Consider the following 23,505-nt stretch of genomic DNA (forward strand, 5'->3'; position numbering starts at 1 on the left):
ATTAACTACCAAAGCGAATTCAGGGGGGTTGGTTTCCTATTGCCAAAAACGTGCGTATCCGGAGGATTGCGCAAAGACAATACCCTCCAAGCGGCGTTCTCCCACCCGATTAATTTTCAGGATAGAAGGTTTAACTTCGCTAAAGCAGTAAAGCGAAGTGCGAGTTTCTGTAATAAGAAAAGCCACCGCTTACGCCGGGTCATTCAACGTGGAAAAGGCTTCGTTTAGAAGCTTTTTTTATTTGCGCTGGAGCTGGTTTTCCCGGCTACATCGTAATCGAAACGCGAATATCTTGCGGGTAATTGCCAAAGCCTTTACCGAACAAGCTAACGCCTCTGCAATGAACGGCCGAGTCGGGGCAGGAAATATTAGGGTTGACATAAAAAGAGCGGCATTTTATTATTTTAACTAGAATGTAATTATATTAACTTTTTAGTTAACTTATGAAAGGAAGTGCCAACATGCCACAAGAAACTTTGCGGCCGGAATATCCGCGCCCGCAGCTTGTTAGAGAGCAATGGCTCAACCTAAACGGAACCTGGGAGTTTGAATTCGACGATGAGCGAATGGGGGATGAGGAACAGTGGGGAGCTGGGACCAAGGCCTTTTCCAGACAGATTCAAGTTCCGTTCGCATACCAAAGCAAATTAAGCGGGATTGGCGAGACAGCGTTTCACGATCTGGTATGGTACAGACGTATCTTCCCCATACCGGCGGATTGGGCGGGCCAAACTATTCTGCTGCACTTCGGGGCGGTAGACTATGAGGCAACCGTATGGGTGAACGGGCGGCAGGTAGCGTTCCACGAGGGCGGGCACACGCCGTTTCAGGCGGACATTACATCGGCTCTCCGGCAAGGGGATAATACGCTGGTCGTTCGCGCCGAGGATTTCAGCCGCGATGTGACGCTTCCGCGCGGGAAGCAATATTGGAAGGAAGATTCAGCCTCGATTTTCTACACGCGGACCACCGGCATTTGGCAAACGGTGTGGATCGAGCCGGTCAACAAGCTGCATATTCGGAAGTTGAAGTTCAAGCCGGACATCGACAACAATGAGATTCATATTCGCACCTTCCTCAACCAAGCGCCTTTAGGCTGCAAGGCAGAGGTTCGGATCGACATTCGCTTTAATGACGAATATTTCACCAGTGCAACTTTCAGCATTCGGCACGCCGAGGAAGCGATAACCATCGGGCTTCATGATTTTAACGACCACGGGCTGGGCCGCTGGTGGACACCGCACAAGCCGAATCTTTACGATGCGACAATCACGCTGCTCATTGACGGACAGGCGGCGGATACACTGGACAGTTATTTCGGCATGCGCAAAATTTCCGTCGAAGCGGGCAAAGTGATGCTCAATAACCGGGTCTACTTCATGCGTTTGATTCTCGATCAAGGTTACTTCCCTGACGGCATATTGACGGCCCCGAGCGACGAGTCGTTGAAGCGGGATATCGAGCTGGCCAAATCGATGGGCTTTAACGGAGCCCGCAAGCATCAGAAAATCGAAGATCCCCGCTTTTTGTATTGGGCGGATAAGTTAGGGTATCTCGTCTGGGGCGAAATGGCCAACGCCTACAGCTACTCGGAAGAGTATGTCCGCAAAGTAACGCAAGAATGGCAGGAAGCCATAGAGCGGGATTACAATCATCCGAGCGTCGTGGTTTGGGTGCCTCTTAACGAAAGCTGGGGCGTACCGAATATTCTTGTCGATAAGCGGCAGCAGCAGCATGCTTTGGCGATGTATCATATGACGAAGTCGCTGGACGATACGCGTCTCGTCGTCTCCAACGACGGATGGGAGAATATGAGCACCGATCTGGTCACGATTCACGATTATGCCTGGAAACGCAGCAATCTGGAGGAACGATACGCCACGCTGGAGCGAACACTGGGACCAAAACCGCACCGGCGCGAAGTTCTCGTCGGCGGCACGGTCTACGAGGGGCAGCCGATTCTGGTGACCGAGTTTGGCGGTATCGCCTTTAAGAAAAGCGAATGGGAAGGCTGGGGTTATTCCGGCGCCGAGAATGAAGAGGATTTCCTTAAGAAACTGGCGGATGTGGTAGAGCCTTTCTTGCAGTCACAACATGTCCAAGGCATCTGTTACACCCAGTTGACAGACGTCGAGCAAGAAATTAACGGATTGCTGACCTACGATCGGGTACCGAAGGCGCCTTTGGATCAGATCAAGAAAATAGTCAGCGGCCCCGTAAAATATTTATGAGAGCCGCAACGGAGGTTTATCGCAACCCGCTGGCTATTCAGCGCATCGGAGATCCGTTCGTGTTGAAAGCTTCGGACGGAACCTATTATTGCTATCCGACGTCGGCGGGCGATCGAGGATATAAAGCTTGGACCTCGGACGATTTGGTGAACTGGCGGGAGTTAGGGTTCGTTTACGAGAAATGCGAAAAAAGCTGGGGCTATAAGCAGTTTTGGGCGCCGGAGGTCGTCGAGCATAACGGCCGCTTTTACATGTATTACACAGCCAGATGGACGGAAAAGGACAGTCTTCGCATCGGCGTTGCCGTGGCCGACAAGCCAAGCGGCCCTTTCATCGACGTCTACGACCGGCCCATGTTCGACTTCGGCTATGCGGCGATCGATGCAAACATCCTTGTCGATGAGGACGGCGGCAAATACTTGTATTACTCGCGCGATGTCTCGGAGAATTACATGGGCGAACGGCGCGAAAGCCATATCTATGGCGTTCGTCTTGCTGACGATATGATAAGCGTCGTCGGAGAACCCATTCTGCTGCTGAAGCCGGAGCAGGAATGGGAATTGAAGTCCGGTCCAGAAGTATATTGGAACGAAGGCGCCTTTGCGCTTAAGCGAAACGGAGTTTATTACTTGATGTACTCGGCCAATTATTATGCGAGCAAGCAGTATTCGGTCGGTTATGCGATTTCGGACCAGCCTCTCGGGCCCTTCCGCAAATATAAGCATAATCCGGTATTGGCCTCGAATGGGGACGATGTTTCCGGACCGGGGCATCACTGCGTCATTGATTCGCCAGATGGCTCGGAGCTTTTTATCGTTTACCATACCCACACCGTTGCAAAGCTCGGAGGCGGCAATCGCCAAGTTTGCATCGACCGAATGGGCTTTAGAGAGGACGGCTCGATTTATGTGAACGGTCCTACGCAAACTGAGCAGCCGGTTCCATCCAATCGAATCGTAGAATGAGCGGGCGGCGTTTCCCCGGAAATATAACTCATACTTGACTGAAAGCCTCCAATTCCGCATGAAAGCGGATAGGAGGCTTTTATGCTTTCCGGCATCCAAGCGATGCTTTTAACCCGATTGCAAAGCTGTGAACCGAATACATTGAAAAAAGTGATGAAAATAACTCAATTTCGTGTGTGCTGAAAAACGCTTACGAGGTTCCCGGTTTCGTTCAAGGCACGAAATATGCGTACGGTGTCAATTCCTTCATCAAAGACCGCAATCTGGCGATGTTCGCGAGTTGGGAAAACGATTTGCTTGGCCGGATGAGCGAAGCTCGAGCCGCCGGAAACCCGATGAATTGGGATATGGTCACGCATCCAAACTTTAAAGAGAATATGGGGAAAGGAAGAGATCCCGCCGCACATGCGATGTTTATCAGCAATAGAAGCAAGCATAAGGAGCAGGCGTTTCAGGTGATCCAGATGATTACGGATCTTGAAGTGCAGTCGATCTTCAATCGCAATGGAGTATTGACGATTTTGCCGAAAACCGATACGGTGAAGAAGGAGTACGGCCAACTTCTTCCGGATCTTCAAGGCAAAAATATGGCCGCCGTATTCAAGATGACGCCGTCCGCGGCCGTCATTCACGAATACTATTCCATCATAAGCTCGCAATTGACCAAGGCGTCCGGCGCAGTCGCTTTGAAGCAAAAAGACGTGAATACGGCACTTAAAGACGCTCAAGAAGAAGCAACGAAGTTAATCGCCGTAGAGTTGAATAAATGAGAGCTGCAAAAGGGTCATGACGAAAAAGAAAACGCTTACCATTTGGGTCGTAGGCAAGTATGAGGCAGGATGCGGAGTCACGGAAGTGGCTCCCTTTTACGTTTAGCAAACGGAGGGGTTAGGTTCGTTCGCGAGGTTGTAAGCCAAAGGAGGAAAGGCGTGGATAGCAAAGCGGATGTCGTGATTTATGGAGGAACGCCAAGCGGGATCGCTTGTGCCGTACGATGCGCAAGAGAAGGTCGGGAAGTCGTGCTAGTTTGTCATACGAGAAGGCTGGGAGGAATCATGAGCTCCGGACTCGGTGTGACGGACAACGTTTATGCCGGGTTTCGCGCTCCGATCTATGATACGTTTGTTCGTCAAGTACGGGAGTATTACAGATCGAAATACGGAGAGGAATCCAAACCTTATAAGGCGTGTTATGTCAAAGGAAAGCTGCACGTCGAGCCGCATGTTGCCGAGCGGGTGTTCACGGATCTGGTGCAGGCGGAGTCCCGGATTTCAACCCTGTACCGGTATTATCCGGTATCCGTAGAGCGGTCGGGCCGACTATTGTCCGCCGTGACGCTGCGAAGCTTGGACGACAGTACGACGGTTCGGATCGAGGCGGATGCGTTCGTCGATGCAAGTTACGAGGGTGATCTGGCTGCCGCGGCGGGAGCGGAGATGCGAACCGGCCGGGAAGGGCGCAACGAATACGGTGAACCGCATGCGGGAAAACTGTTCGTCTTTCCGGGCAACGGTCCGATTTCACCGGACGTTGTGGCCGGATTGCTCGATTTGCGTACGATTACTAAATCCGGGCAGCGGATTTTTGCCGACCCGACCGGCGAAGGAGACGATGCGTTCCAGGCTTATAATTACCGGGTATGTCTGACCTGCAACCCGGACAACCGGATCTACCCCGACAGGCCGCAAACGTATGACCGAAGTCTGTACTTAGGTATCGTGAAGAAGCCGGAGGAGCACGACGGTTCAACGTTTGCACTTCGAAGCCATCTCATGCTAAGCGACGGCAGTTGGTCGTTCCAAAGCCACTTGCCTAATGAGAAGCTGACGTGGAACGACCCGTTGCTGCTCGACGCGAATTTGGAATATCCGGCAGCGAATTGGGATCGCCGGGAACAAATCGTTCGCAAGCATAAAGAGTTTGCGCTAGGCATGCTGTATTTTCTGCAGAACGACGAGGCGGTTCGTCCGGGGGTCCGGCAGGAGGCACTGCGATGGGGACTGCCCAAGGATGAGTTTGCCGATAACGGTCACTTCCCGTATGACATATTGGTTAGAGAGGGCAGGCGTCTCGTTGGGCGATACGTATTCACGGAGCATGATGCCTTGCAGGCGATCGGCATACAACGGGCACCGATCCATTCCGACTCGGTCGGCATTGCCGATTGGCCGCTCAGCTGTCATGATTGTACCTCGGGCCGGCGACCCGGCAGCTTGAATGACGGCGTGCTGAACTTGCCCGATGTGACGAAGCCTTCGCAAATTCCTTATCGCGCTTTGCTGCCGAAAGATTCGGACAACCTGCTGGTAACGGTATGTCTATCCTGCTCGCATATGGGCTGGGGCACACTTCGGCTGGAGCCTGTATTTATGCATTTGGGGGAATCGGCTGCATTTGCCGTTTCGCTTGCCGCCGCAATGGGGAAGGCGCCGGGGACTCTGGATGCGAACCGACTTGTTCGAAAACTGGCCGACAACCGGGTGATGGTCAGCCTGTTTCAAGATATCGATCTGTCGGCCGGGCAAGAATGGGGGCCCTCCATACAGTACTTCGGTACGAAGGGTTTCTTTGACTCTTATGAGGCAGCTCCGGAAGCGTATCTCGGCCGGCATACCGCCCGCCTATGGGCAGAAGCATTCGGAAGTTTGGCCGCAGGCGATTCGACCCATCGCGAAACAGCCGAAAAGTTGACGATAGCGCGGTCGCAGCGGGTTGCGGAGCCGGAGCGGGTGAGCGGGAACGAGTTTTTCCAAATGATAAAAGATGAATTAGTCAAACACGGCATAAACGGGTTGCGCTGGCCGCTGGAATTGAATCCGGAGTCAGCCATGACCCGGGGAAACGCGTGTTTGCTCTTGTATCAATGGAGCAGCGAAAGGTGAATCTTTCGTACGGAGTCTTTGGATAGAGTCGGTTTGCAACGATCCATTTTTGTTTCTTATATTGGGAAATATTTGATTTGTTATTGGATTATTGGTAATCTAGTAGTATTTAATCTTGATAGATTTGGCTTGCTTGATACTGTAAAACATGGAATGGTAGTTGCAACAGGGAAACATGAAGGTGAGGAAGACGCATGATTTCAATCGACCGGCTCACCAAGTCCTATTCGAGTGCAAAAGTTTTGAAAGAGATCTGCCTGCATATTCCGCATGGGATGTTTGGATTGCTTGGTCCGAACGGAGCTGGAAAAACGACTCTGATGCATATTTTGGTTACTCTTATCACAGCTAACTCGGGAACTGTAACGATAGGCGACTATACGTTAGGGAAGCATGATCGGGAAATCAGGAAGATCATCGGGTTTTTGCCGCAAGAGTTCGGCATGTACAATAAGCTCACCGCATGGGAGTATCTGGATTTGATCGGAACGTTGAAAGGAATGAAAATAAGCAGAGCACGTCGCCTGGCGATTGCGGATTTACTAGAGCAAGTGAATCTTGCCGGAGAAGCCCGGAAAAAAATCGGAAGCATGTCCGGTGGTATGAGACGCAGACTTGGAATTGCACAGGCTCTTCTCGGAGATCCGCTTGTGATTGTCGCCGATGAGCCGACAGTAGGACTCGATCCGGAAGAACGGCTCCGTTTTCGCAATTTGCTAAGGTCGTGGAGCCTGGAGAAGACAGTTCTTTTATCGACACATATCGTCAGCGACATCGAAGATACGTGTGACCGACTTGCTGTGCTGCGTTCAGGCGTAGTGCTATATACTGGAACGCAGCCCGATCTAATCCTGCAACTGCAAGGGAAAATGTGGACGGGTGTTGTACATGCGGAGGAACTGCCTGCTATCAAGAAACGGACATTGGTATTGTCGTCTCGACGCGATCGGGATGGCGAAGAGGTGCGAGTTGTAAGCGAGGAGCTTCCTTTCCCCGAAGCTCGTTCTGTCTACCCGAATCTGGAGGATGCCTATATGGTTTTGGCGGGAGGGGGGAAACTTGGCTAGCCTGTGGCGTCACATAGGGTATGAATGGAAGATGATGGCGCGTTCGGCGATGCTTTGGGTCATCATCATTCTCTTTGTTGGCGTTGTATTGCTGTTCTCGATAGGAGGCATGTATACCGCATATCGAAATTCCGGGTATACGGCGGTATTAAGCAGCTCGTACCTCTTCTTCCTCTATTTTATGGGAATGATGATGGCTGTGGACAGCAGCCGTCGCGAACAGATCGAAGCAACGGACGTATTGAGGGGGACGTTGCCTTATAGCAGTGCAAGATGGTTATTTGGTAGATGGTTGGCTCTCCTGCTCCCCTTTACATTGCTGTCATGGTATCCTTTATTTCTTTTTATTAGTGGAATGTTTCCGTTTATTGCTGTGCCGGGAGTAAGCGCGGGCATCATCTATTTGGCGAGTCTTGCCGTGCCGATGTGGTTTGTCGTATCCGTTGGTTTTTTTATCGGAGACCGTATTCCCGGAAGATGGAGCTACTTGGTCGCGATCCTGTTCTATCTTGTTTTCGCTTACGGAATCCATCTATGGATAATGGGAAGGCCAAGCGCTGGAATTGCCTTGTTTGATTTGGCAGGATACGTGCATCTATTCGAAGGGTCCGATTTCTCGCTGTTCTGGGGATTTTATACAGATTCCCAACACTGGCTGCATCGACTATTTTATTTGGCCATCGCTATCGTCATATTGGCAGCAACTTTGATGAGACATTCGCGGGGGCGCAGAGAACGTGGAGTCCCGTATTATGCGGCGGCTGGGGTAATAGCTCTGTTGCTCGTGGTTGTTATCCCCTGGATGTATTTCGCCGCCGCAGAACGCCGGTATATCGCTGCAAGCCAGGTCCAAGAAGATTATGCGCGATTTGCCGGAGCAGTAAACACATCTACGAACATTACTCCGGTTAGTTATCGGATGAAAATAGGATTCGGCTCTTCAGGTACGCTGAGAGTAACGGCGGATATCGAATTTCAGGCAGACTCTACATCAAAGCCCAATCATCGCTTCACGGGGATGAGTGAGATCGAGCTGTATCTGGATCGTCTGTTTACCGTTAAACAGGTGCGGCTCGATGGAGAGCAGGTCGACTGGGAGGAGGGGAGCATTCCGGGAGCTATAAAAGTACGAGCGCAGATACCTGCTGAGAGCGCCTACTTGTTAACAGTCGAATATGAGGGAGCTGTAGTGCAATGGAGTACCGCCAAAGGAATGTACGGCGGAGATAAAGTGGTCAGGCGGGCCTATGCCTCCACTCGCGATTTGCTGCTGCCAGCTAACATGATCTGGTATCCGATGACCGCAGCCCAACTCCGTAAGCAAGGCGACTTGCAGCAGATGAACTTCAACCAGCTTCCGCAGCCAGTTCGAACAAACGGCCCAGCTATCCAATACGAGCTCGAAATCGCGAGTAAAAGTCCTATGCCAATTGTATGCAGCGATAGTACCGATAGAAGTTCGACGAAACAGGGCAGCAATTGGATCACCATGATTAAGGCGCAAAGTCGGGATTCGTTAACCCTCATAGGTGGACCGTTTGAGCTTGTTCAGGCGTCGGGAGAGCGATCCGAGGTTATGCTTATTGCTTCGACTTTGGCAGACCGATCGGTCGCTAGGCAGACAGCCGCAAATACAGCGAAGCTGCTTGATCGGACTTATGCCTTTATGGATCGAACAAGAGAACTGCATGGTTTGCCTATCAACATGCCGGATAAAGTTACGTTAGTACCCATCCATACGGGCCAATCTTTACTCTATATAAAAGATCCGTATCAGCAGCTTTACGCGGCGAAAGCAACGACTCACATTCAAAACGGCTGGTTGGAGGTTGACGAATCGTATCCTTCCGGCTTTGAAGCAAGCGAGTGGCTATTGCTATGGCAATGGCTGGAGAGTTTGCAGATAGAAGATACGATCAATGCTCCGATGAAAGAATTCTACCATTTGCTGAAGGAATATGTCATGTCTGATACTGAGCCGCCTATCCATCGTGAAGCGAGAGGAATGATGTTTCGCTACGAGAGAATATACAATCATTTGGGTCGCGAACAGTTCGAACGGTTTATGTGGGATTTTTATCGTCGGTTGGCAGAGATCGGCAGTCAGTTTGGCCTGATAGACCGCAGTCCAGATACCAAGCGTGAAACTCAACGTGAAATCGACCTACAAATTTTGCAATATTTGATTTCGCAGGAGGGCTCAAGATGAGTCTCACAAGCTTACGGTATCATATCAGATTGATGAGCAGCGGGTTGTTTTGGGGAGGTTGGATTTGCGTTGTTTTGGCGATGGTGGCGATTGCCAATATGGGTAGCCTGACGAAAACTTGGCCCAACATGCCGCTGCTTATAACCGTGCTAAGTGCTTCCATGCCTGTATTTACGATCTTATTGTTTGCAGGTGTATTGGCGGAAGAAACAGAAAAGCGTCTGCTCCCGCATTTGTATACACTTCCCAGCTCGCTGCTTCGATTATTAATCGAGCGCGTCATCATCGTAGCCGTTTTTGGGCTGCTGGCATGGGGTGGTTTGCTCTTATGTTCCGGATTTGTGATGAAATCGTTTACACTTCGCGATATGGCACACATCACAAGCTTGGTAGTTCCGGCCAATCTCGTATTCGGGCTGTTCGTTACACTAGCCGTGCTGCTCGGGAACAATACGATCGCAGGTTTGATTCCGGGTTTCGTCTATTGGTTTGCTGAATTGGTATTTCCAAGCTGGGGCGGCCCCTTTCGCCTTATTTGGCGCAAGCTCCCTGACAGTCCGCTGCTTGTTATGAAACATTCGTTTACGATGTTTGGTTTGATAATTATCGTTTTTCTTCTATTATGCTTTGTCGTAACACTGGGGAGAGCATGGATCCTACGAAAATAAAAGTACGATAGTAACAAAAAAGAGTGTTTATACCTAGAGAAAGGTGGAGGGATGATTGAGAGGGAGGAAAAGTTCGACGGCGGTGGTTTTGACAGTGGCAGTCGGTATGCTGGCCGGCTGCGGCGTCGGGGGAAATGCGGAGGCGAAGCTGAAGGAGCTGGGGAAGGACGAGCAGGCGACGATCAAAGTGATGAGCATGTACGACGAGCGGATGTTTTATCAGCAATTCGGCGCGTTGTTTTCGGCCAAATATCCGAATATCGACGTACAGGTCGTCTCGACGCAAGGGGCGATCAAGTTTACTCCCGATACGGACTACAATAAGGAAATCACGAAGTTTATCGACGAACAGAAGCCGGACGTCCTCATATTAACGCTCGATCAATATGAGAAAATGGCGGGAGAAGGCCGGCTGTACGAGCTTGATTCGGTCATTAAGCAGGATAAGTTCGATATAGCGGGCATTCTGCCGTCCGTGCTGGGTGCGATCAAATCGCGCAGCGGCGAGAAGCTGTACGGGCTGGCCCCGGGCTTCAGCGCGCAGGCGCTGTTTTACAACAAGACACTGTTCACGGCGCAGGGCGTACCGCTGCCGCAGGACGAGATGACGTGGGAGCAGGTGCTGGAGCTGGCTAGACGTTTCCCGAATGCCGGGAACGACGCGAGCCGGCCGTACGGAATCAGTCTCGGTACGGGGGACAGCCTGTTCCGTTTTATTATGATGCTGGGCCAGACGAAAGGGCTAAACTTTGTCGACGCGAGCACGATGACGATGACGATGAAAAGCGAAGGCTGGAAGAAGGTAGCCCAGCAATCGTTGGATGCGTTCAAGTCGAAAGCGATCTATCAATCCAAAGATCAGTTTCGCAGCGGAACGATGGAGGAGTATTACAAACAGGAGCCGTTTATAGGTGGCAAGGTGGCGATGACGTTAAACGGCGCCTACTATCTGGACACGCTCAAGCAGGCGAAGACGGCGCTTAAGGACGGCATGCCGCAGTGGGATCTCGTTTCGTACCCGGCGGAGCCGGGCAACCCGGACAGCCAGTCGACGATAACTGTCACTCAAATTTTTGCGGTGAACGGGCAATCGCCGAGCGTCCGGGCCGCATGGGAGTTCGTCAAATATATTAACAGCGACGAGTTCGCCCGGGTCACCTCCAAAGCGCCGACCATGGGCAATTTTCCTTCGCGAACCACCTATATGAAGGATGCGGAGGGCCATAACCTCGAAGCGTTCTACAAAGGCAAAGGAAACTCCGCAGCGCTCGGCAAATCGCTTGCGGGAGTGCCGGAATCTTTCGTAGGGCAGCTGTACGGGATTGCGGAGCAGCAGTTCAAGGATGCGATGGACGGGAAAATTACGCTGGACGAGGCGCTTCAGGCGATCCAGGATAAGGGGCAGGCTGCGCTTACGAAGGCGAAACAAGAGGAAGAACAGAAAAAGAAAGAAAAATAGCAAGGCTGCGGAAGCGCATCATAACACATAACAAACAGGCGGGACCAAGCTTCCCGCCTGTTTGCTTTGTTAACGTTACAGAAAGTTTATCTTCGCTAAAGCAGTAAAGCGAAGTGCGAGTTTCTGTACCAAGAAAAGCAACCGCTTACGCCGGGTCATTCATCGTGGAAAGGCTTCGTTTAGGAGCTTTTCTTACCGCCCGCGATGCTTCGCTTTCGCCTTTTGGACGGCGATTTCGCGCTTGCGCTCCTTCTCCGCTTCCCGCTCCAGGCGGCTTAGCTGCACCGTGGTTTTGTGGCGGTGTGCCAGCTCCTGCTTGAGCGCCTCGTCCGCATAGCTCGAAATGCCGCGCTGCTGCATCTCGGCCGCAGCCAATCTCGCCAGCCGTTTCGGATTGATCCGTTTCGTCTCGGCAGCTCCCCGATCGACCGATTGCGTCGTCCTCTCGAGCAGATCGTTCATCCGCATTCGTACGAAATCGAGCACCTCGGCATCGTGAGGCTCGGCCCCGAAATAGAAAACGGCATGCCTTTAATCGTCCGCCGGACACGTCCTCCACAACGCCAACCCAAAATTGTCCATCATAATACACAGTCAGCTTCACTTGCAATCCCCTCTCTTGGTACCCGGGGCGAAGGACATCCCGAGGGGGAAGGTTACGACACGGCCTGACTTTGCCGTGCATCCGGACTACCGACCGGACCGTGTTTTTACGCCCGCGCTTTGCATCGTTTACGATACTTATTATATCGAATCGGGCGTGCCGCACAAGGGATAAAATGGATAAAAGAGGTTTGTCGCCGCTACCAAGTGGGCATACTGTAAGGCGCGGCCAAAAAATAGCGGATCTTTTGGATCACGCCTAAACGGATATTGGCGAAAGGGCTCCGGCTGCCGCAGCTTTCGGGCGGGTGCCGGGAGGTGATGCGCGCATGGCGATCAAAACCGAGGATTACATTAAATATTTGACTGAGAAAGTCGTCCATTACATGGACACGCCCGTGGAAGTGCGCAAGGAGCAGCGCAGCTTGACCAAAAGCGCGCGGGAGCCATGGCTGGTGCGCTGGTTCGGTCTCGTCCCGTTATCGGTTCTACTGTGGTGGAACCGGCGAAGACAAAAAAAAGAACACCCCCATCCGTAGCCGGATGTTCCGGGGTGTTTTCAATATATAGGAAGAGGAGGAGAAATACCGAAGTCAGGATGTACGGCTCTCGCGCTGCTGGTGGAAGGTTCCGTATTCCTTTAAAACCTCGAACGGAATAAAACGAAGTCCTTCCTGCTCCAGCCGGATGTAGGGCTCGCTGCCTTCCCAGTGGTGAAGCCCGGTAACGGCAAAAGGGGCGAGCACTTGGCGGCCGTACAAATTGGCCTTGAACATGACCGGGTTATCCGCGCTTTCCAGCACGGCGGACAATTGCTCCGCCGAATCGGCATGGAGCGGCTTGTCGGTAATCCAGTACGTATTGTCGAACGGATCGAACGACGGCTGCACAAGCGAGCGAAGCAGCCGCGGCAGATTGCCCGGTACGGCTTGGGCCGAATCGAAGGCCCGTAACGGTTCAAAGCTTGGAGAAGTTAACGGAAGCTGTTCGCCGGTTACGGCGTCGATATAAATCCATTCACTGCCGCTGGGCACTTTCCATACCGCGTGAAGCGGACTGTAATAGAGCCTCTGGACGGGAACGGGGGGAGTGGCCGTGTCCGATGTTTCCGCAGAATCGGAAGGTATAAGTTCACTCTGTACCAACGATCGGTACAGGGTTTTCATGCTGAATAACGGACTCGGTCCAGAACCGTATTCGATTAGCTTCAGGCTGCCGTCTTCGGCTTCGCCCGCCACGAGGTATCCGATTTCGTTCCCGTTTTTACGCAGGAGGACGAGATAGCCGTGCATGCCGGCTCCGAGCGGATAGCGGGTCCAGGTAGCGCCTTGCCAATCACGGAAGTCGTCCTGGGCCGCCAGCGAGGCGATCCATGCGTTCACCTGGGCTTCGAACGGAGTCGGAGCGAGCAGGGAAACGCTGCCTGGCAGAGCGGGGGCCGTAGACTTGTAGACCGAGGACTCGACGGTTAAAGCGTTCGCATCATTCGTATGCGTTTCCATTTGCAGTATCGCCGCACTCTCGGAAGCCTGGCCGATCATCAGCCCGATTCCGAGCGCTAACGCCGTCACCGCAAGTAGCCACCTTTGCATCATTCATCACCTGCCGTTTGCAAATTAGGGGGCATCGGCTTTTAGGCGAGGACGGTGTATAGTTAACTTATGTCCTCATTGTAACGAATATGCCCAAAAAATGTTGTTGCTTCCTGTCAAGCTTGCCGCTTGTTTTTTTGAGAAGTTTTAGCGGGATTCGTCAGTTCGTGCCGTTACAGGGGAGACCTTAAATGAAACAGGCCTCCGCTGACGACATGTACGCGGATGCGCGGCTGAAATTGCCACTCAAGCTCTTCCCGGCGTTTGCTCCACTGCTGCTCGGCTTCCTGCTTCGCTTCGTCGGTTAGCGCCTTGACGGTCTCCTCGTAATAACCGTCGACCCTCTCGAGTTCGTCGCGTAGGCGCTCGTTCGCGCTGGCCGCCCAGCCGTGGTCATAGCGCTTAAGCATTTTCTCCACATGCTGCTCGATGATTGTCCGGGCTTTGGCAATCGTAACGGCCGGTCTTGCGATGTACACGTTTGGCGGAAGACGGGGCGTCAGCTTCCTCCCCGAGCATTTATCCTGAACCTGCTCGATCAGTTCCCCGGTGGTGAGGTCTACCGCAAGCGAATGCAGCTCGTCGCGCTTCATATCGCATTCCAGTTCGAGTTTTACGTGGGTGCACAGATACGACCGATAGCCCGATGAGCCTAAGCTTGGGGGAGCGCCGCGCGACGAGCTGTCCGGCTCCTCGAACAATTGCACGTATTTCCCCGCCGATCTGACTGCGTCAAATAACTGAAGCAGCCGCCGGCTTCCAAATGTAACTTCTTCGCGCGGAATGCGCCCGGGTCCGAACGTCCCGGCAGCGGGGGCGGAAACGCCGAAGTAGCGGCCGAGAATCGATTCCCCTTGCGCCAGCGGCTGGCCGGAAGGTCCGAGCACCCGCGGAGCGTCTCCCTGCTGCTGCTGAACACCGCCGCCGGCGGGAGGGGGAGCTGCTGTTTTCGCTTTTGCCTCCGCTTCGGCATTCAGCTTGTCGGGATCGAACACGAATGTGAACGACATCGTCTCGGGAGGCGCTCCCGTACGTTCGACGAAGCTCCAGTAGTAGGAGCGGTTCGTCAGCCGCTTGTCCGCCTCCGGCGACAGCTTGACCGTTACATAGGCCGGGTGCTTCTCGATAATATGGCATCCGGTTTGCTCCAAATACCGCAGCGCAAATTTTTGAATTTGTTTGTTGTTCAAAACCGCACCTCCGTATCGGCGGGCTGGATCGTCTGGCCTACGGCGCTCAGGATGGCGCCCAGTCCGGCTTTATCGGTTCGCTCATGCTCCACCTCGTCGCGAATGGAGCGGAACGATTCGCCGAGCCGATCGAAATTTTGCTTGATCTCGGAGTCGCTTCTGGCCTCGGCCCACATTTTGAACAAGCTCGATTCGAGCGACGTTTTTTTCTCGAAACGCTCGAGTATCGTATCGAGCCCGCCGACGACCATTTCGAACATATTGATCTTCTCGTGCAGCAGCGACAAAATGTGTTCCTCGATCGTGCCGATCGTCGACAAGTTGTAAATCCTTACGTTTTCCGTCTGGCCGAGCCGGTGCACCCGGCCGATTCGCTGCTCGACGCGCATCGGATTCCACGGCAGGTCGAAGTTGACGATATGGTGGCAAAATTGCAGGTTGATCCCTTCGCCGCCGGCTTCCGTCGCCACCATCACCTGCGCCCGTCCGCGGAACAGGTCCATCATCCAGTCTTTTTTGCCCCGGTTCATCCCGCCCCGGTACGGAACGGCGGTAATGTTGTGCTCTTTCAGAAACTGGAGCAAATATTCCTGGGACGCCCGGTATTCGGTGAACACGATCGTTTTGTGCCCGATGTCTTGGATCAGCTCCAGCGTTTTGGCCGCTTTCGTGTTCGCTTTGATGCTGCGGATGCGTTCGACCAGCTCCCAAATTTTCGGACGCAGCGGCGAGTCCTCGGCCGTTTTCTTGAACAGATTGACGAGTGTGAGGAACACGGCGTCCCGGCTGCTGCACACTTCGCGCTGCAAGGTGACGAGCGACAGCATGCTGCCGATGTCGCCTTTCGCCGCTTCGTAGCGACCGCGGACGAAATCGCATACGCCGTCGTAAAGCGCCTGTTCCTCGGGCGACAGCTGAAGCGGGATATTTTTGACGATCCGTTTCGTAAACTCCAGATCGCCGTCGATGCGCCGGTTCCGGATCATCACCTTCGACAGCTCCTCCTGCAGCTTGTCCTCGTTTTTCGGCACTCGTTTGCCGGTAACGAAGTTGGCGGCGAATTGGCCCTGTCCGCCGAGCTGTCCCGGCTTCAGCAGCGTGATCAGGTTATACAGCTCGCTGAGATCGTTTTGCACGGGCGTCGCCGTGAGCAGCAGGCAATATTTTTTGCGGAGCTCCTGAACGAATTTGTAGTTCGTCGTTTTTTTGTTTTTCAGCTTGTGCGCCTCGTCGACGATGAGCATGTCGTATTCCTGGCCGAGTACGATTTCGCGGTGCGGATCGCGTTTGGCCGTATCCATAGAGGCGACGACGACGTCGTACTGGGTCCACATGTATTCTTTTTTTTGTGCGACCGCCGGGATGCCGAATTTCTGGTTCAACTCGCGCACCCATTGCAGTACAAGCGAAGCAGGGACTAGGATCAGCACCTTGCGCACGAGGCCGCGCACCAAATATTCCTTGATGATCAGTCCCGCCTCGATCGTTTTGCCGAGACCGACCTCGTCGGCGAGAATGGCCCGGCCGCGCATTTCGTGCAGCACTTTTTTGGCGGTAGCCTCCTGATGGTACAGCGGCGTAAGTCCGCGAATATGCGGCAGGCACAGCAGGTCGTCGAAGCTGCGGATCAGTTCGGCCTGTTCGGCCTCGCAGGCGAGCTGGTACATCGTGTAATCGTCCCAGGGGCCGTTTTTGCGGACGCGCGCTTCGAGCTCATCGAACCAGGACCGGTCGAAGTGAATATTCAGATGCTCGTTCAGGCTGCGCACATGTTCAGTAGTTGCCGAATTCATGGGGGTCCTCCTTATGCCGGTCGCCCGCAGGGTATGATAGGCTAGTATTAACCAAAATAAGGGGAAACATAACGAATTTATTTCGGTATGCTCCTTTTCGGACGGATCGGAATATGCTAATAAGAAAAATTCTCCTTTCCCCCGCAGCGCGAATCATGTAAAATGATGTAGGTAATGATCGACAACGGTATAGATTGGCGGATGAAGGCTCAAGGAGAGATCGCCTCCTCCTGACGGCTGCCGTAAGGCGGTTCGGAAGGAACGGGACGGCGGCGCCGAAGGAGTAAGTCGCGGCAAGCGATGAATCTCTCAGGCAAAAGGACTTGACCCGGACGCGACTCTGGAGAGCGTTCGTCCCACACGGCCGGATTGTATAGGCCGCCTGTGCGAGCGAACCACCCAAGGGGTAACTTTGCGCGGAGATGGGCAGTAGCGGCGCTTAGGGAACTCTCAGGTACAAGGACAGGGCAGAACGATGCAAGCTTGGCTTTAGGCGCAAGCGTGTTTCGTTTTGACTTGTCCTTTTTTGGCGTTCCCGTCTGAAATAGGGCGCGATGAGGAAAACTAGGCCAAAACTCCCCGGAGACAACAAGAAAACGGGGCGGTGACGGTGCATGTCGGCGAAGCGGAAGCCCGGTTGTGCCGATCAAATCAAGATGAGGTGAACGTATGACGTCTTTGAAGCAAACACCGCTTTATCCGGTATACGAAAAATATGGTGCGAAAACGATCGATTTCGGCGGCTGGGACCTGCCGGTTCAGTTTTCCGGCATTCAGGGCGAGCATGAAGCCGTTCGCGAAAGAGCCGGTTTGTTCGATGTGTCCCATATGGGCGAGTTTTGGGTAACGGGGCCGGACGCGGAATCGTTTCTGCAGCAGGTGACGACGAACGACGTTACGAAGCTTGCCGCGAATCAGGCGCAGTACAGCCTGCTTTGCTACCCGAACGGCGGCGTCGTAGACGATCTGCTCATATACAAGCTTGCCGGCGACCGGTTTATGCTCGTCGTGAACGCTTCGAATATCGACAAGGACTTCGCCTGGCTGAATGAGCATCTTCAAGGAAACGTGATACTGGAAAACGTCTCGAACGATACATCACTGCTCGCGCTTCAAGGTCCGCAGGCGGTGCATATTCTGTCCGTGCTGACCGATTCTCCGGTTGCGGAGTTGAAAAGCTTTCATTTTATGCCCGATGCGGACGTCGGCGGCGTCCATGCGCTCGTCTCGCGCACCGGTTATACCGGTGAGGACGGTTTCGAGCTGTACGTAAGCGCAAACCAAGCCGTCAAGCTCTGGGATTTACTGCTTGAAGCAGGCCGCGAGCACGGACTCGAGCCAATAGGTCTCGGTGCGCGGGATACCCTGCGCTTCGAAGCGCGCCTGCCGCTGTACGGCCAGGAGCTATCGGCCGACATCAGCCCGCTGGAGGCGGGACTCGGCTTTTTCGTGAAGTTGGACAAGGGCGATTTTATCGGGCGCGAAGCGCTCGCGGCACAGAAGGCGCAAGGCCTCGCGCGCAAGTCGGTCGGCATCGAGATGATCGATCGCGGTATTCCGCGTGCGCACTATCCGGTGTATTCGCCGGGTGGGCGAAAAATCGGCGAGGTGACGACAGGAACGCAGTCGCCGACGTTCAAGCGCAACGTTGGACTTGCCTTGCTCGAGACCGCTTATGCGGCGAATGACACTGAGGTGCTTGTAGAAATTCGCGGCAAAAAGCTGCGGGCAAAGGTAGTTCCCACCCCGTTTTATAAACGCGCGAAGGCGTAAAGAACGTGTTCTCCCAAGTGAAATGATAAAGGAGCCATCATCCATGAAACATCGCTATTTGCCGACGACCGAGCAAGATCGCAAAGAGATGCTTGAGGCGGTCGGCGCCGCTTCCGTATCCGAGCTGTTCGCCGATATCCCGGAAAGCGTCCGTTTCCAAGGGACGCTGAACATATCCGAGCAGTTGAACGAGCAGGCTATGCTCCGCCACATGCGGCAGCTGTCCGGCCGCAACGCCGATTTTGACGCCTACGCGAGTTTTCTGGGCGCAGGCATGTACGATCACCACTTGCCGGTTGTCGTCAACCACGTCATTTCCCGTTCCGAATTTTATACCGCTTATACGCCGTACCAGCCGGAAATTTCGCAAGGCGAGCTGCAGGCGATTTTCGAATTCCAGTCGTATATTTGCGAGCTGACCGGAATGAAGGTCGCCAATGCGTCGATGTATGACGGCGCGACGGCTCTGGCCGAAGCAGGCGCGCTGGCGCATGGCGCGACGAAGCGCCGCCAGATCGTGATTTCGCGCGCGGTTCATCCGGAAGCACGGGCGATTATGCTTACGACGGCACGCGGCCTGAACCTGGACGTTGTCGAAGTTGGCTGCGAGGACGGTGTGACGAAGCTGAGTGAGCTTCAGGCCACTGTCGGCGCGGATACGGCTGCGGTTATCGTGCAGTCGCCTAACTTTTTCGGCTGCATCGAAGACATTGCGGCGATCGAGCCGATCATTCATGGAGCTGGCGGTTTGCTGGTAGTCAGCTGTAACCCGCTCTCGCTCGGTCTGCTGGAGCCTCCGGGCAAGCTCGGCGCCGACATCGTCGTCGGCGATACGCAGCCGTTCGGCATCCCGGCATCGTTCGGCGGGCCTTCCTGCGGCTACTTTGCCGTAGCCGAGGCGTGGATGCGCCGTATGCCGGGCCGCATCGTCGGCCAGACGGTCGACCGCGACGGCAAACGCGGCTTCGTGCTGACGCTGCAAGCGCGGGAGCAGCATATTAGGCGCGAGAAAGCGACGTCCAACATTTGCTCGAACCAGGCGCTGCTTGCATTATGCGCATCCGTTTATTTATCGACGATGGGGAAACAAGGCATTCAGGACGTAGCCAAGCTGAACGTGCAAAAAGCGCATTATGCGGCCAAAACGTTTGCATCGCGCAGCAAGCTGGACATCGTATTCGGTTCCCCGTTCTTCAATGAATTCGTCGTGAAGTTGGGCGCGGGGACGGATGTCGGCGCGATCAACTCGAAGCTGCTGGAGAGCGGATTTATCGGCGGCTACGATCTCGGCCGCGACTATCCGGAGCTGAAGGGCCATATGCTCGTCGCCGTGACGGAGCAGCGGACGAAGGAAGACATCGAACAGTTTGCAGACAGATTGGAGGAGCTGCTGTGAGTACGACGACCCAAACGTTAAACGCCGGAGCGGCTGTTGCCGCCGGTACGGCCGAAACATCAACCGTGAAGCACGATAAAGCGTTAATATTCGAACTGAGCAGACCGGGCCGCGTTGCTTATTCGCTGCCGGAGTGCGACGTGCCCGAGACGCCGATCGGCGAGCTGATCCCGCAAAAGCTCCTGCGCACAAACCCGGCTGAGCTGCCGGAAGTGTACGAAGTTGACGTCATGCGCCATTATACGGCGCTGTCGAGACGCAACTTCGGTATTGACAACGGCTTTTACCCGCTTGGCTCGTGCACGATGAAATACAATCCGAAAATTAACGAGGACGTTGCCCGTTTCCCGGGCTTCGCCAAAATCCACCCGTATCAGCCGGAGGAATCGGTGCAAGGCGCACTGGAGCTGCTGTACACGCTGCAAAACGACCTGGCCGAAATCACCGGAATGGATAAAGTGACGCTGCAGCCTGCGGCGGGCGCCCACGGCGAATGGACCGGCCTGATGATGATCCGCGCCTACCACGAAAGCCGCGGCGAGAAGCGGACGAAGGTTATCGTACCCGATTCGTCGCACGGAACGAACCCGGCCAGCGCTACGGTAGCTGGTTTCGATACGATTACGATCAAGTCGGACGAACGGGGACTGGTCGATCTGGATGCGCTCCGCGCGGCGGTCGGTCCGGATACGGCGGCGCTCATGCTGACGAATCCGAACACGCTCGGCTTGTTCGAGGAGCAAATCACCGTGATCGCCAGCATCGTCCACGAAGCGGGCGGCCTGCTCTATTACGACGGCGCCAACTCGAACGCGATTCTCGGCATCGCCCGTCCGGGCGACATGGGCTTCGACGTCGTTCACTTGAACCTGCACAAAACGATGAGCACGCCCCACGGCGGCGGCGGTCCCGGCGCGGGTCCGGTCGGCGTAAAGCAAAAGCTGATCCCGTTCCTGCCGTCGCCGAACGTCATTCGCAAAGCGGACGGCACGTACGGCTTAGATGCCGGTGACGCGGCGCTGTCGATCGGCCGGGTCAAAGCCTTCTACGGCAACTTCGGCATTCTGGTCCGCGCCTACACGTACATTCGCACGCTCGGAGGCGAAGGCTTGCGGCAAGTGTCGGAGAACGCCGTATTAAACGCCAACTACATGATGAAGCGGCTCGCCCCATACTACGACGTGCCGTTCGATCGTCCGTGCAAGCACGAATTCGTCATGTCCGGCAAACGCCAGAAAAAACTTGGCGTCCGCACGCTCGATATCGCCAAGCGGCTGCTCGACTTCGGTTATCATCCGCCGACGATTTACTTCCCGCTTAACGTCGAGGAATGCATCATGATCGAGCCGACGGAAACCGAAAGCAAGGAAACGCTGGACGGCTTCATCGATACGATGATTCAAATTGCCAAGGAAGCCGAGGAGAATCCGGACCTTGTCGTAAACGCACCTTACACGACCGTTGTAAAACGGCTCGACGAAACTCAGGCAGCCCGCAAGCCGGTGCTGAACTGTACTTGCGGCTGAGGCGATGAACCCTTCCGTTGTACCGATAAGATCCGTTCCAGACAAAACTTAGCCTGACCTAGCGCAGGCTAGGTTTTTCTTTTGGTGCGGGTACGGCTTCTCTTAACGTCCACCGGCTGGTCTGAGGTAACGGAACGGTTTGTTCCGTTATTGTATTGGAAGTGCGGGAAACAGTGGGATAACGGAAGAGAAAGTTCCGCTATACCGGCCCAGGGGCTCCGGATTTCGCTCACGCCGAGGCCATAACGGAACTATTTGTTCCGTTACCTGACCTGAAAAGGGACGGAAAACAGGAAATAGCGGAAGTGCCTGTTCCGCTAAGTCAGCGGGAGTGGAGACGAGGGAACAGACACTGTCGTATGTGCATGTGCATGAGCGCAGGGCGAAGCTGTTCGGGGAACGCCTGCTCAGTCATGAGCCGGTACGGCACTTTCGATTTTGGCGAAAATATTGTACGATTAAAGCTTAAAGGTCTAGTCTACGGCGTGTTGGCACACTCCTAACAGATGGAACGAAAGGGGGAGACGGATTGTTTCAGTATGTGGAGCAGCACTACGAGGACGCCGATTTCAGTTACAAGGACTGGAAGGAAGCGGAGCTGACGCGGTGCACGTTCGTTCGCTGCCGGTTTATTGGAGCAACGCTTGCGGAAGTAACGACGACGGCGTGCCGGTTCGTGGAATGCGACTTCCACGGAGCGTTTCTGAACGGGTCGATCCATACCGAATCGGCTTTCGAAAATTGCAGCTTGTTTGAGGCGAGTTTGTTCGTGGCGAGGTTCAGCAATTGCAAAATGACAGGCTCGGACTTCTCCAAGGCGAATATGGACGGTATGACGGTGCAAGAAGGGGACTGGTCTTACACGAATTTGAAAATGGCACGGCTGGCGAAGCAGGATCTGCGCGGCGTCCGGTTCGTCGAGGCCGACTTTACGGACAGCGATCTGGAGAAGGCCGACCTGCGCAGAGCCGTTCTCAGCCGGGCCCAGCTCGCGGGCGCGAAGCTGAAGGGAGCGGATCTGCGCGGAGCCGAGCTGGACGGGATCGATTTTCGTCCGGTGGACATCAGAGGAACCGTTATAGAGGCGATGCAGGCTGTAGCGTTCGCCCGTTCCTACGGCGCGAAGGTGCTGTGAGGCCAAACTATATCTGAGAGAGGGGGACCCCCTATGCCGGAGACGGTTTGGAGGTTTATAAGATCGGGGGCGGGCACGCCCGCGGACAATATGGCGATCGACGAAGCGATGCTGATCGCTCACAGCGAAGGGAAAACGCCGCCGACGGTCCGCTTTTACGGCTGGAACCCGGCGACGCTGTCGATCGGCTATTTTCAGAAAGCGGAGGACGAGATCGAGCTTGCCGAGCTGCACAGGCAGGGCATCGGCTTCGTCAGGCGCCCGACGGGCGGCAGAGCGGTGCTGCACGACCGTGAGCTGACATACAGCATGATCGTTTCCGAGGAATACCCGGACATGCCGACGACGGTTAATGAAGCGTATCGCGTCCTGAGCGAAGGGCTCGTACACGGATTTCGCCGCTTGGAGCTTCAGGCGGAGATGGTCAATCTCGGTTCGTCCGAGGAAAAGGCGAAGTACACGTCGACCGCCGGCTCGGCTGCCTGCTTCGATTCCCCTTCGTGGTACGAGCTTGTCGTGGAAGGGCGGAAAATCGCGGGCAGCGCCCAAACCCGTTCGAGAGGCGTTATTTTGCAGCACGGCTCGATTTTGCTGGAAATGGATGTCGAACAGCTGTTTTCGCTGCTGAAATTTTCAAACGAGCGGGTGAAGGAGCGGCTGAAGACGTCGTTCCATACGAAAGCGGTAGCGATCGGCGACATCTGCCGGGCGATGGGCCGCGCAGCCGTGCAGTACGCCGAGGCGGAATCGGCGTTCCGCGAAGGGATCGCCGAAGGACTTGGCGTACGGCTTGAAGAGAGCGAGTTGACGCCATACGAGCGCGAGCTGGCCGAGCAGCTCAGCCGGGAGAAGTACGGAAGCGACGAATGGAATTTTCGGCGTTAACGTAAGAGGGAGAGCAAGGAGAAAAGCTCCGCCGTTTGACCGCTCGCAAAACGAATGCGAACGGCCGGACCTGCGGAGCTTTTGATTTGTGCCGGCTGGTGACACGCAACCTTTTACGGGCCGCATTTCTT

The 23,505-nt window shown here is 54.5% G+C and carries 19 protein-coding genes, 1 pseudogene and 1 riboswitch; of the genes and pseudogenes, 16 read left to right on the forward strand and 4 right to left on the reverse strand.

The window, feature by feature from the left end:
* The 10 genes from D7M11_RS37200 to D7M11_RS33795 form a co-directional block, all read left to right on the forward strand.
* A partial coding sequence (locus D7M11_RS37200) for a hypothetical protein (protein ID WP_205127149.1) occupies window positions 1-228 on the forward strand: 228 nt, incomplete at its 5' end.
* A 233-nt stretch (window positions 229-461) separates the two neighbouring features.
* Window positions 462-2,231, forward strand: a complete 1,770-nt coding sequence (locus tag D7M11_RS33760) for a glycoside hydrolase family 2 protein (RefSeq protein ID WP_120751682.1) — start codon at window positions 462-464, stop codon at window positions 2,229-2,231.
* Window positions 2,228-3,196 (forward strand): glycoside hydrolase family 43 protein, encoded by a 969-nt coding sequence (locus tag D7M11_RS33765; protein WP_120751683.1) that lies wholly within the window; start codon window positions 2,228-2,230, stop codon window positions 3,194-3,196. The genes D7M11_RS33760 and D7M11_RS33765 overlap by 4 nt, the downstream gene beginning before the upstream one ends.
* A 176-nt stretch (window positions 3,197-3,372) precedes the next feature.
* The gene (locus D7M11_RS33770; RefSeq protein WP_120751684.1) at window positions 3,373-3,966 is read left to right on the forward strand and encodes a type 2 periplasmic-binding domain-containing protein; all 594 of its coding nucleotides are present in this window, start codon (window positions 3,373-3,375) and stop codon (window positions 3,964-3,966) included.
* Window positions 3,967-4,125: 159 nt separating this feature from the next.
* Complete coding sequence (locus D7M11_RS33775) at window positions 4,126-6,078, forward strand: FAD-dependent oxidoreductase (protein ID WP_158606978.1); 1,953 nt, start codon at window positions 4,126-4,128, stop codon at window positions 6,076-6,078.
* An 18-nt stretch (window positions 6,079-6,096) separates the two neighbouring features.
* Complete coding sequence (locus D7M11_RS37025) at window positions 6,097-6,276, forward strand: hypothetical protein (RefSeq protein WP_193556349.1); 180 nt, start codon at window positions 6,097-6,099, stop codon at window positions 6,274-6,276.
* The gene (locus D7M11_RS33780) at window positions 6,273-7,145 is read left to right on the forward strand and encodes an ATP-binding cassette domain-containing protein (RefSeq protein ID WP_120751686.1); all 873 of its coding nucleotides are present in this window, start codon (window positions 6,273-6,275) and stop codon (window positions 7,143-7,145) included. Before D7M11_RS37025 ends, D7M11_RS33780 begins: the two co-directional genes overlap by 4 nt.
* Entirely contained in the window at window positions 7,138-9,354 is a 2,217-nt protein-coding gene (locus D7M11_RS33785; protein ID WP_120751687.1) for an ABC transporter permease, read from the forward strand. Before D7M11_RS33780 ends, D7M11_RS33785 begins: the two co-directional genes overlap by 8 nt.
* A complete protein-coding gene (locus D7M11_RS33790; protein WP_120751688.1) occupies window positions 9,351-10,022 on the forward strand; it encodes a hypothetical protein in 672 nt (223 codons plus the stop codon). The genes D7M11_RS33785 and D7M11_RS33790 overlap by 4 nt, the downstream gene beginning before the upstream one ends.
* 94 nt (window positions 10,023-10,116) lie before the next feature.
* Entirely contained in the window at window positions 10,117-11,481 is a 1,365-nt protein-coding gene (locus tag D7M11_RS33795) for an ABC transporter substrate-binding protein (protein WP_147433542.1), read from the forward strand.
* A gap of 192 nt (window positions 11,482-11,673) precedes the next feature.
* On the opposite strand, the pseudogene D7M11_RS33800 reads toward D7M11_RS33795, so the two are convergent.
* Window positions 11,674-12,085, reverse strand: a pseudogene (locus D7M11_RS33800) (YjdF family protein).
* Between the two features lie 328 nt (window positions 12,086-12,413).
* Here D7M11_RS33800 and D7M11_RS33805 point away from each other — a divergent pair.
* A complete protein-coding gene (locus D7M11_RS33805; protein ID WP_120751690.1) occupies window positions 12,414-12,623 on the forward strand; it encodes a YqzE family protein in 210 nt (69 codons plus the stop codon).
* A gap of 54 nt (window positions 12,624-12,677) precedes the next feature.
* On the opposite strand, the gene D7M11_RS33810 is transcribed toward D7M11_RS33805, so the two are convergent.
* The 3 genes from D7M11_RS33810 to D7M11_RS33820 form a co-directional block, all read right to left on the reverse strand.
* Window positions 12,678-13,679 (reverse strand): hypothetical protein, encoded by a 1,002-nt coding sequence (locus D7M11_RS33810; RefSeq protein ID WP_193556350.1) that lies wholly within the window; start codon window positions 13,677-13,679, stop codon window positions 12,678-12,680.
* 170 nt (window positions 13,680-13,849) lie between these two features.
* Window positions 13,850-14,866 carry a YqhG family protein gene (locus D7M11_RS33815; RefSeq protein WP_120751692.1) on the reverse strand — a complete coding sequence of 339 codons (1,017 nt, stop codon included), beginning with the start codon at window positions 14,864-14,866 and terminating at the stop codon, window positions 13,850-13,852.
* A complete protein-coding gene (locus D7M11_RS33820) occupies window positions 14,863-16,659 on the reverse strand; it encodes a DEAD/DEAH box helicase (protein ID WP_120751693.1) in 1,797 nt (598 codons plus the stop codon). Before D7M11_RS33820 ends, D7M11_RS33815 begins: the two co-directional genes overlap by 4 nt.
* Before the next feature lie 201 nt (window positions 16,660-16,860).
* Window positions 16,861-16,994, forward strand: a riboswitch (glycine riboswitch).
* Between the two features lie 334 nt (window positions 16,995-17,328).
* Between D7M11_RS33820 and gcvT the strand changes: the two genes are divergently transcribed.
* From gcvT to D7M11_RS33845, 5 genes are all read left to right on the forward strand, one after another.
* The gene (gene gcvT, locus D7M11_RS33825; protein WP_120751694.1) at window positions 17,329-18,432 is read left to right on the forward strand and encodes a glycine cleavage system aminomethyltransferase GcvT; all 1,104 of its coding nucleotides are present in this window, start codon (window positions 17,329-17,331) and stop codon (window positions 18,430-18,432) included.
* Window positions 18,433-18,475: 43 nt separating this feature from the next.
* On the forward strand, window positions 18,476-19,828 hold the full coding sequence (gcvPA, locus tag D7M11_RS33830) for an aminomethyl-transferring glycine dehydrogenase subunit GcvPA (protein WP_120751695.1): 1,353 nt from the start codon (window positions 18,476-18,478) through the stop codon (window positions 19,826-19,828).
* Window positions 19,829-19,893: 65 nt separating this feature from the next.
* Window positions 19,894-21,354 (forward strand): aminomethyl-transferring glycine dehydrogenase subunit GcvPB, encoded by a 1,461-nt coding sequence (gene gcvPB / locus D7M11_RS33835; RefSeq protein WP_120751711.1) that lies wholly within the window; start codon window positions 19,894-19,896, stop codon window positions 21,352-21,354.
* Between the two features lie 529 nt (window positions 21,355-21,883).
* Complete coding sequence (locus tag D7M11_RS33840) at window positions 21,884-22,489, forward strand: pentapeptide repeat-containing protein (RefSeq protein WP_120751696.1); 606 nt, start codon at window positions 21,884-21,886, stop codon at window positions 22,487-22,489.
* Between the two features lie 33 nt (window positions 22,490-22,522).
* Entirely contained in the window at window positions 22,523-23,374 is an 852-nt protein-coding gene (locus D7M11_RS33845; protein WP_120751697.1) for a lipoate--protein ligase family protein, read from the forward strand.
* The last annotated feature ends 131 nt before the right edge of the window (window positions 23,375-23,505 follow it).

This window comes from Paenibacillus ginsengarvi, from assembly GCF_003626695.1.
Taxonomy (GTDB): domain Bacteria; phylum Bacillota; class Bacilli; order Paenibacillales; family NBRC-103111; genus Paenibacillus_AB; species Paenibacillus_AB ginsengarvi.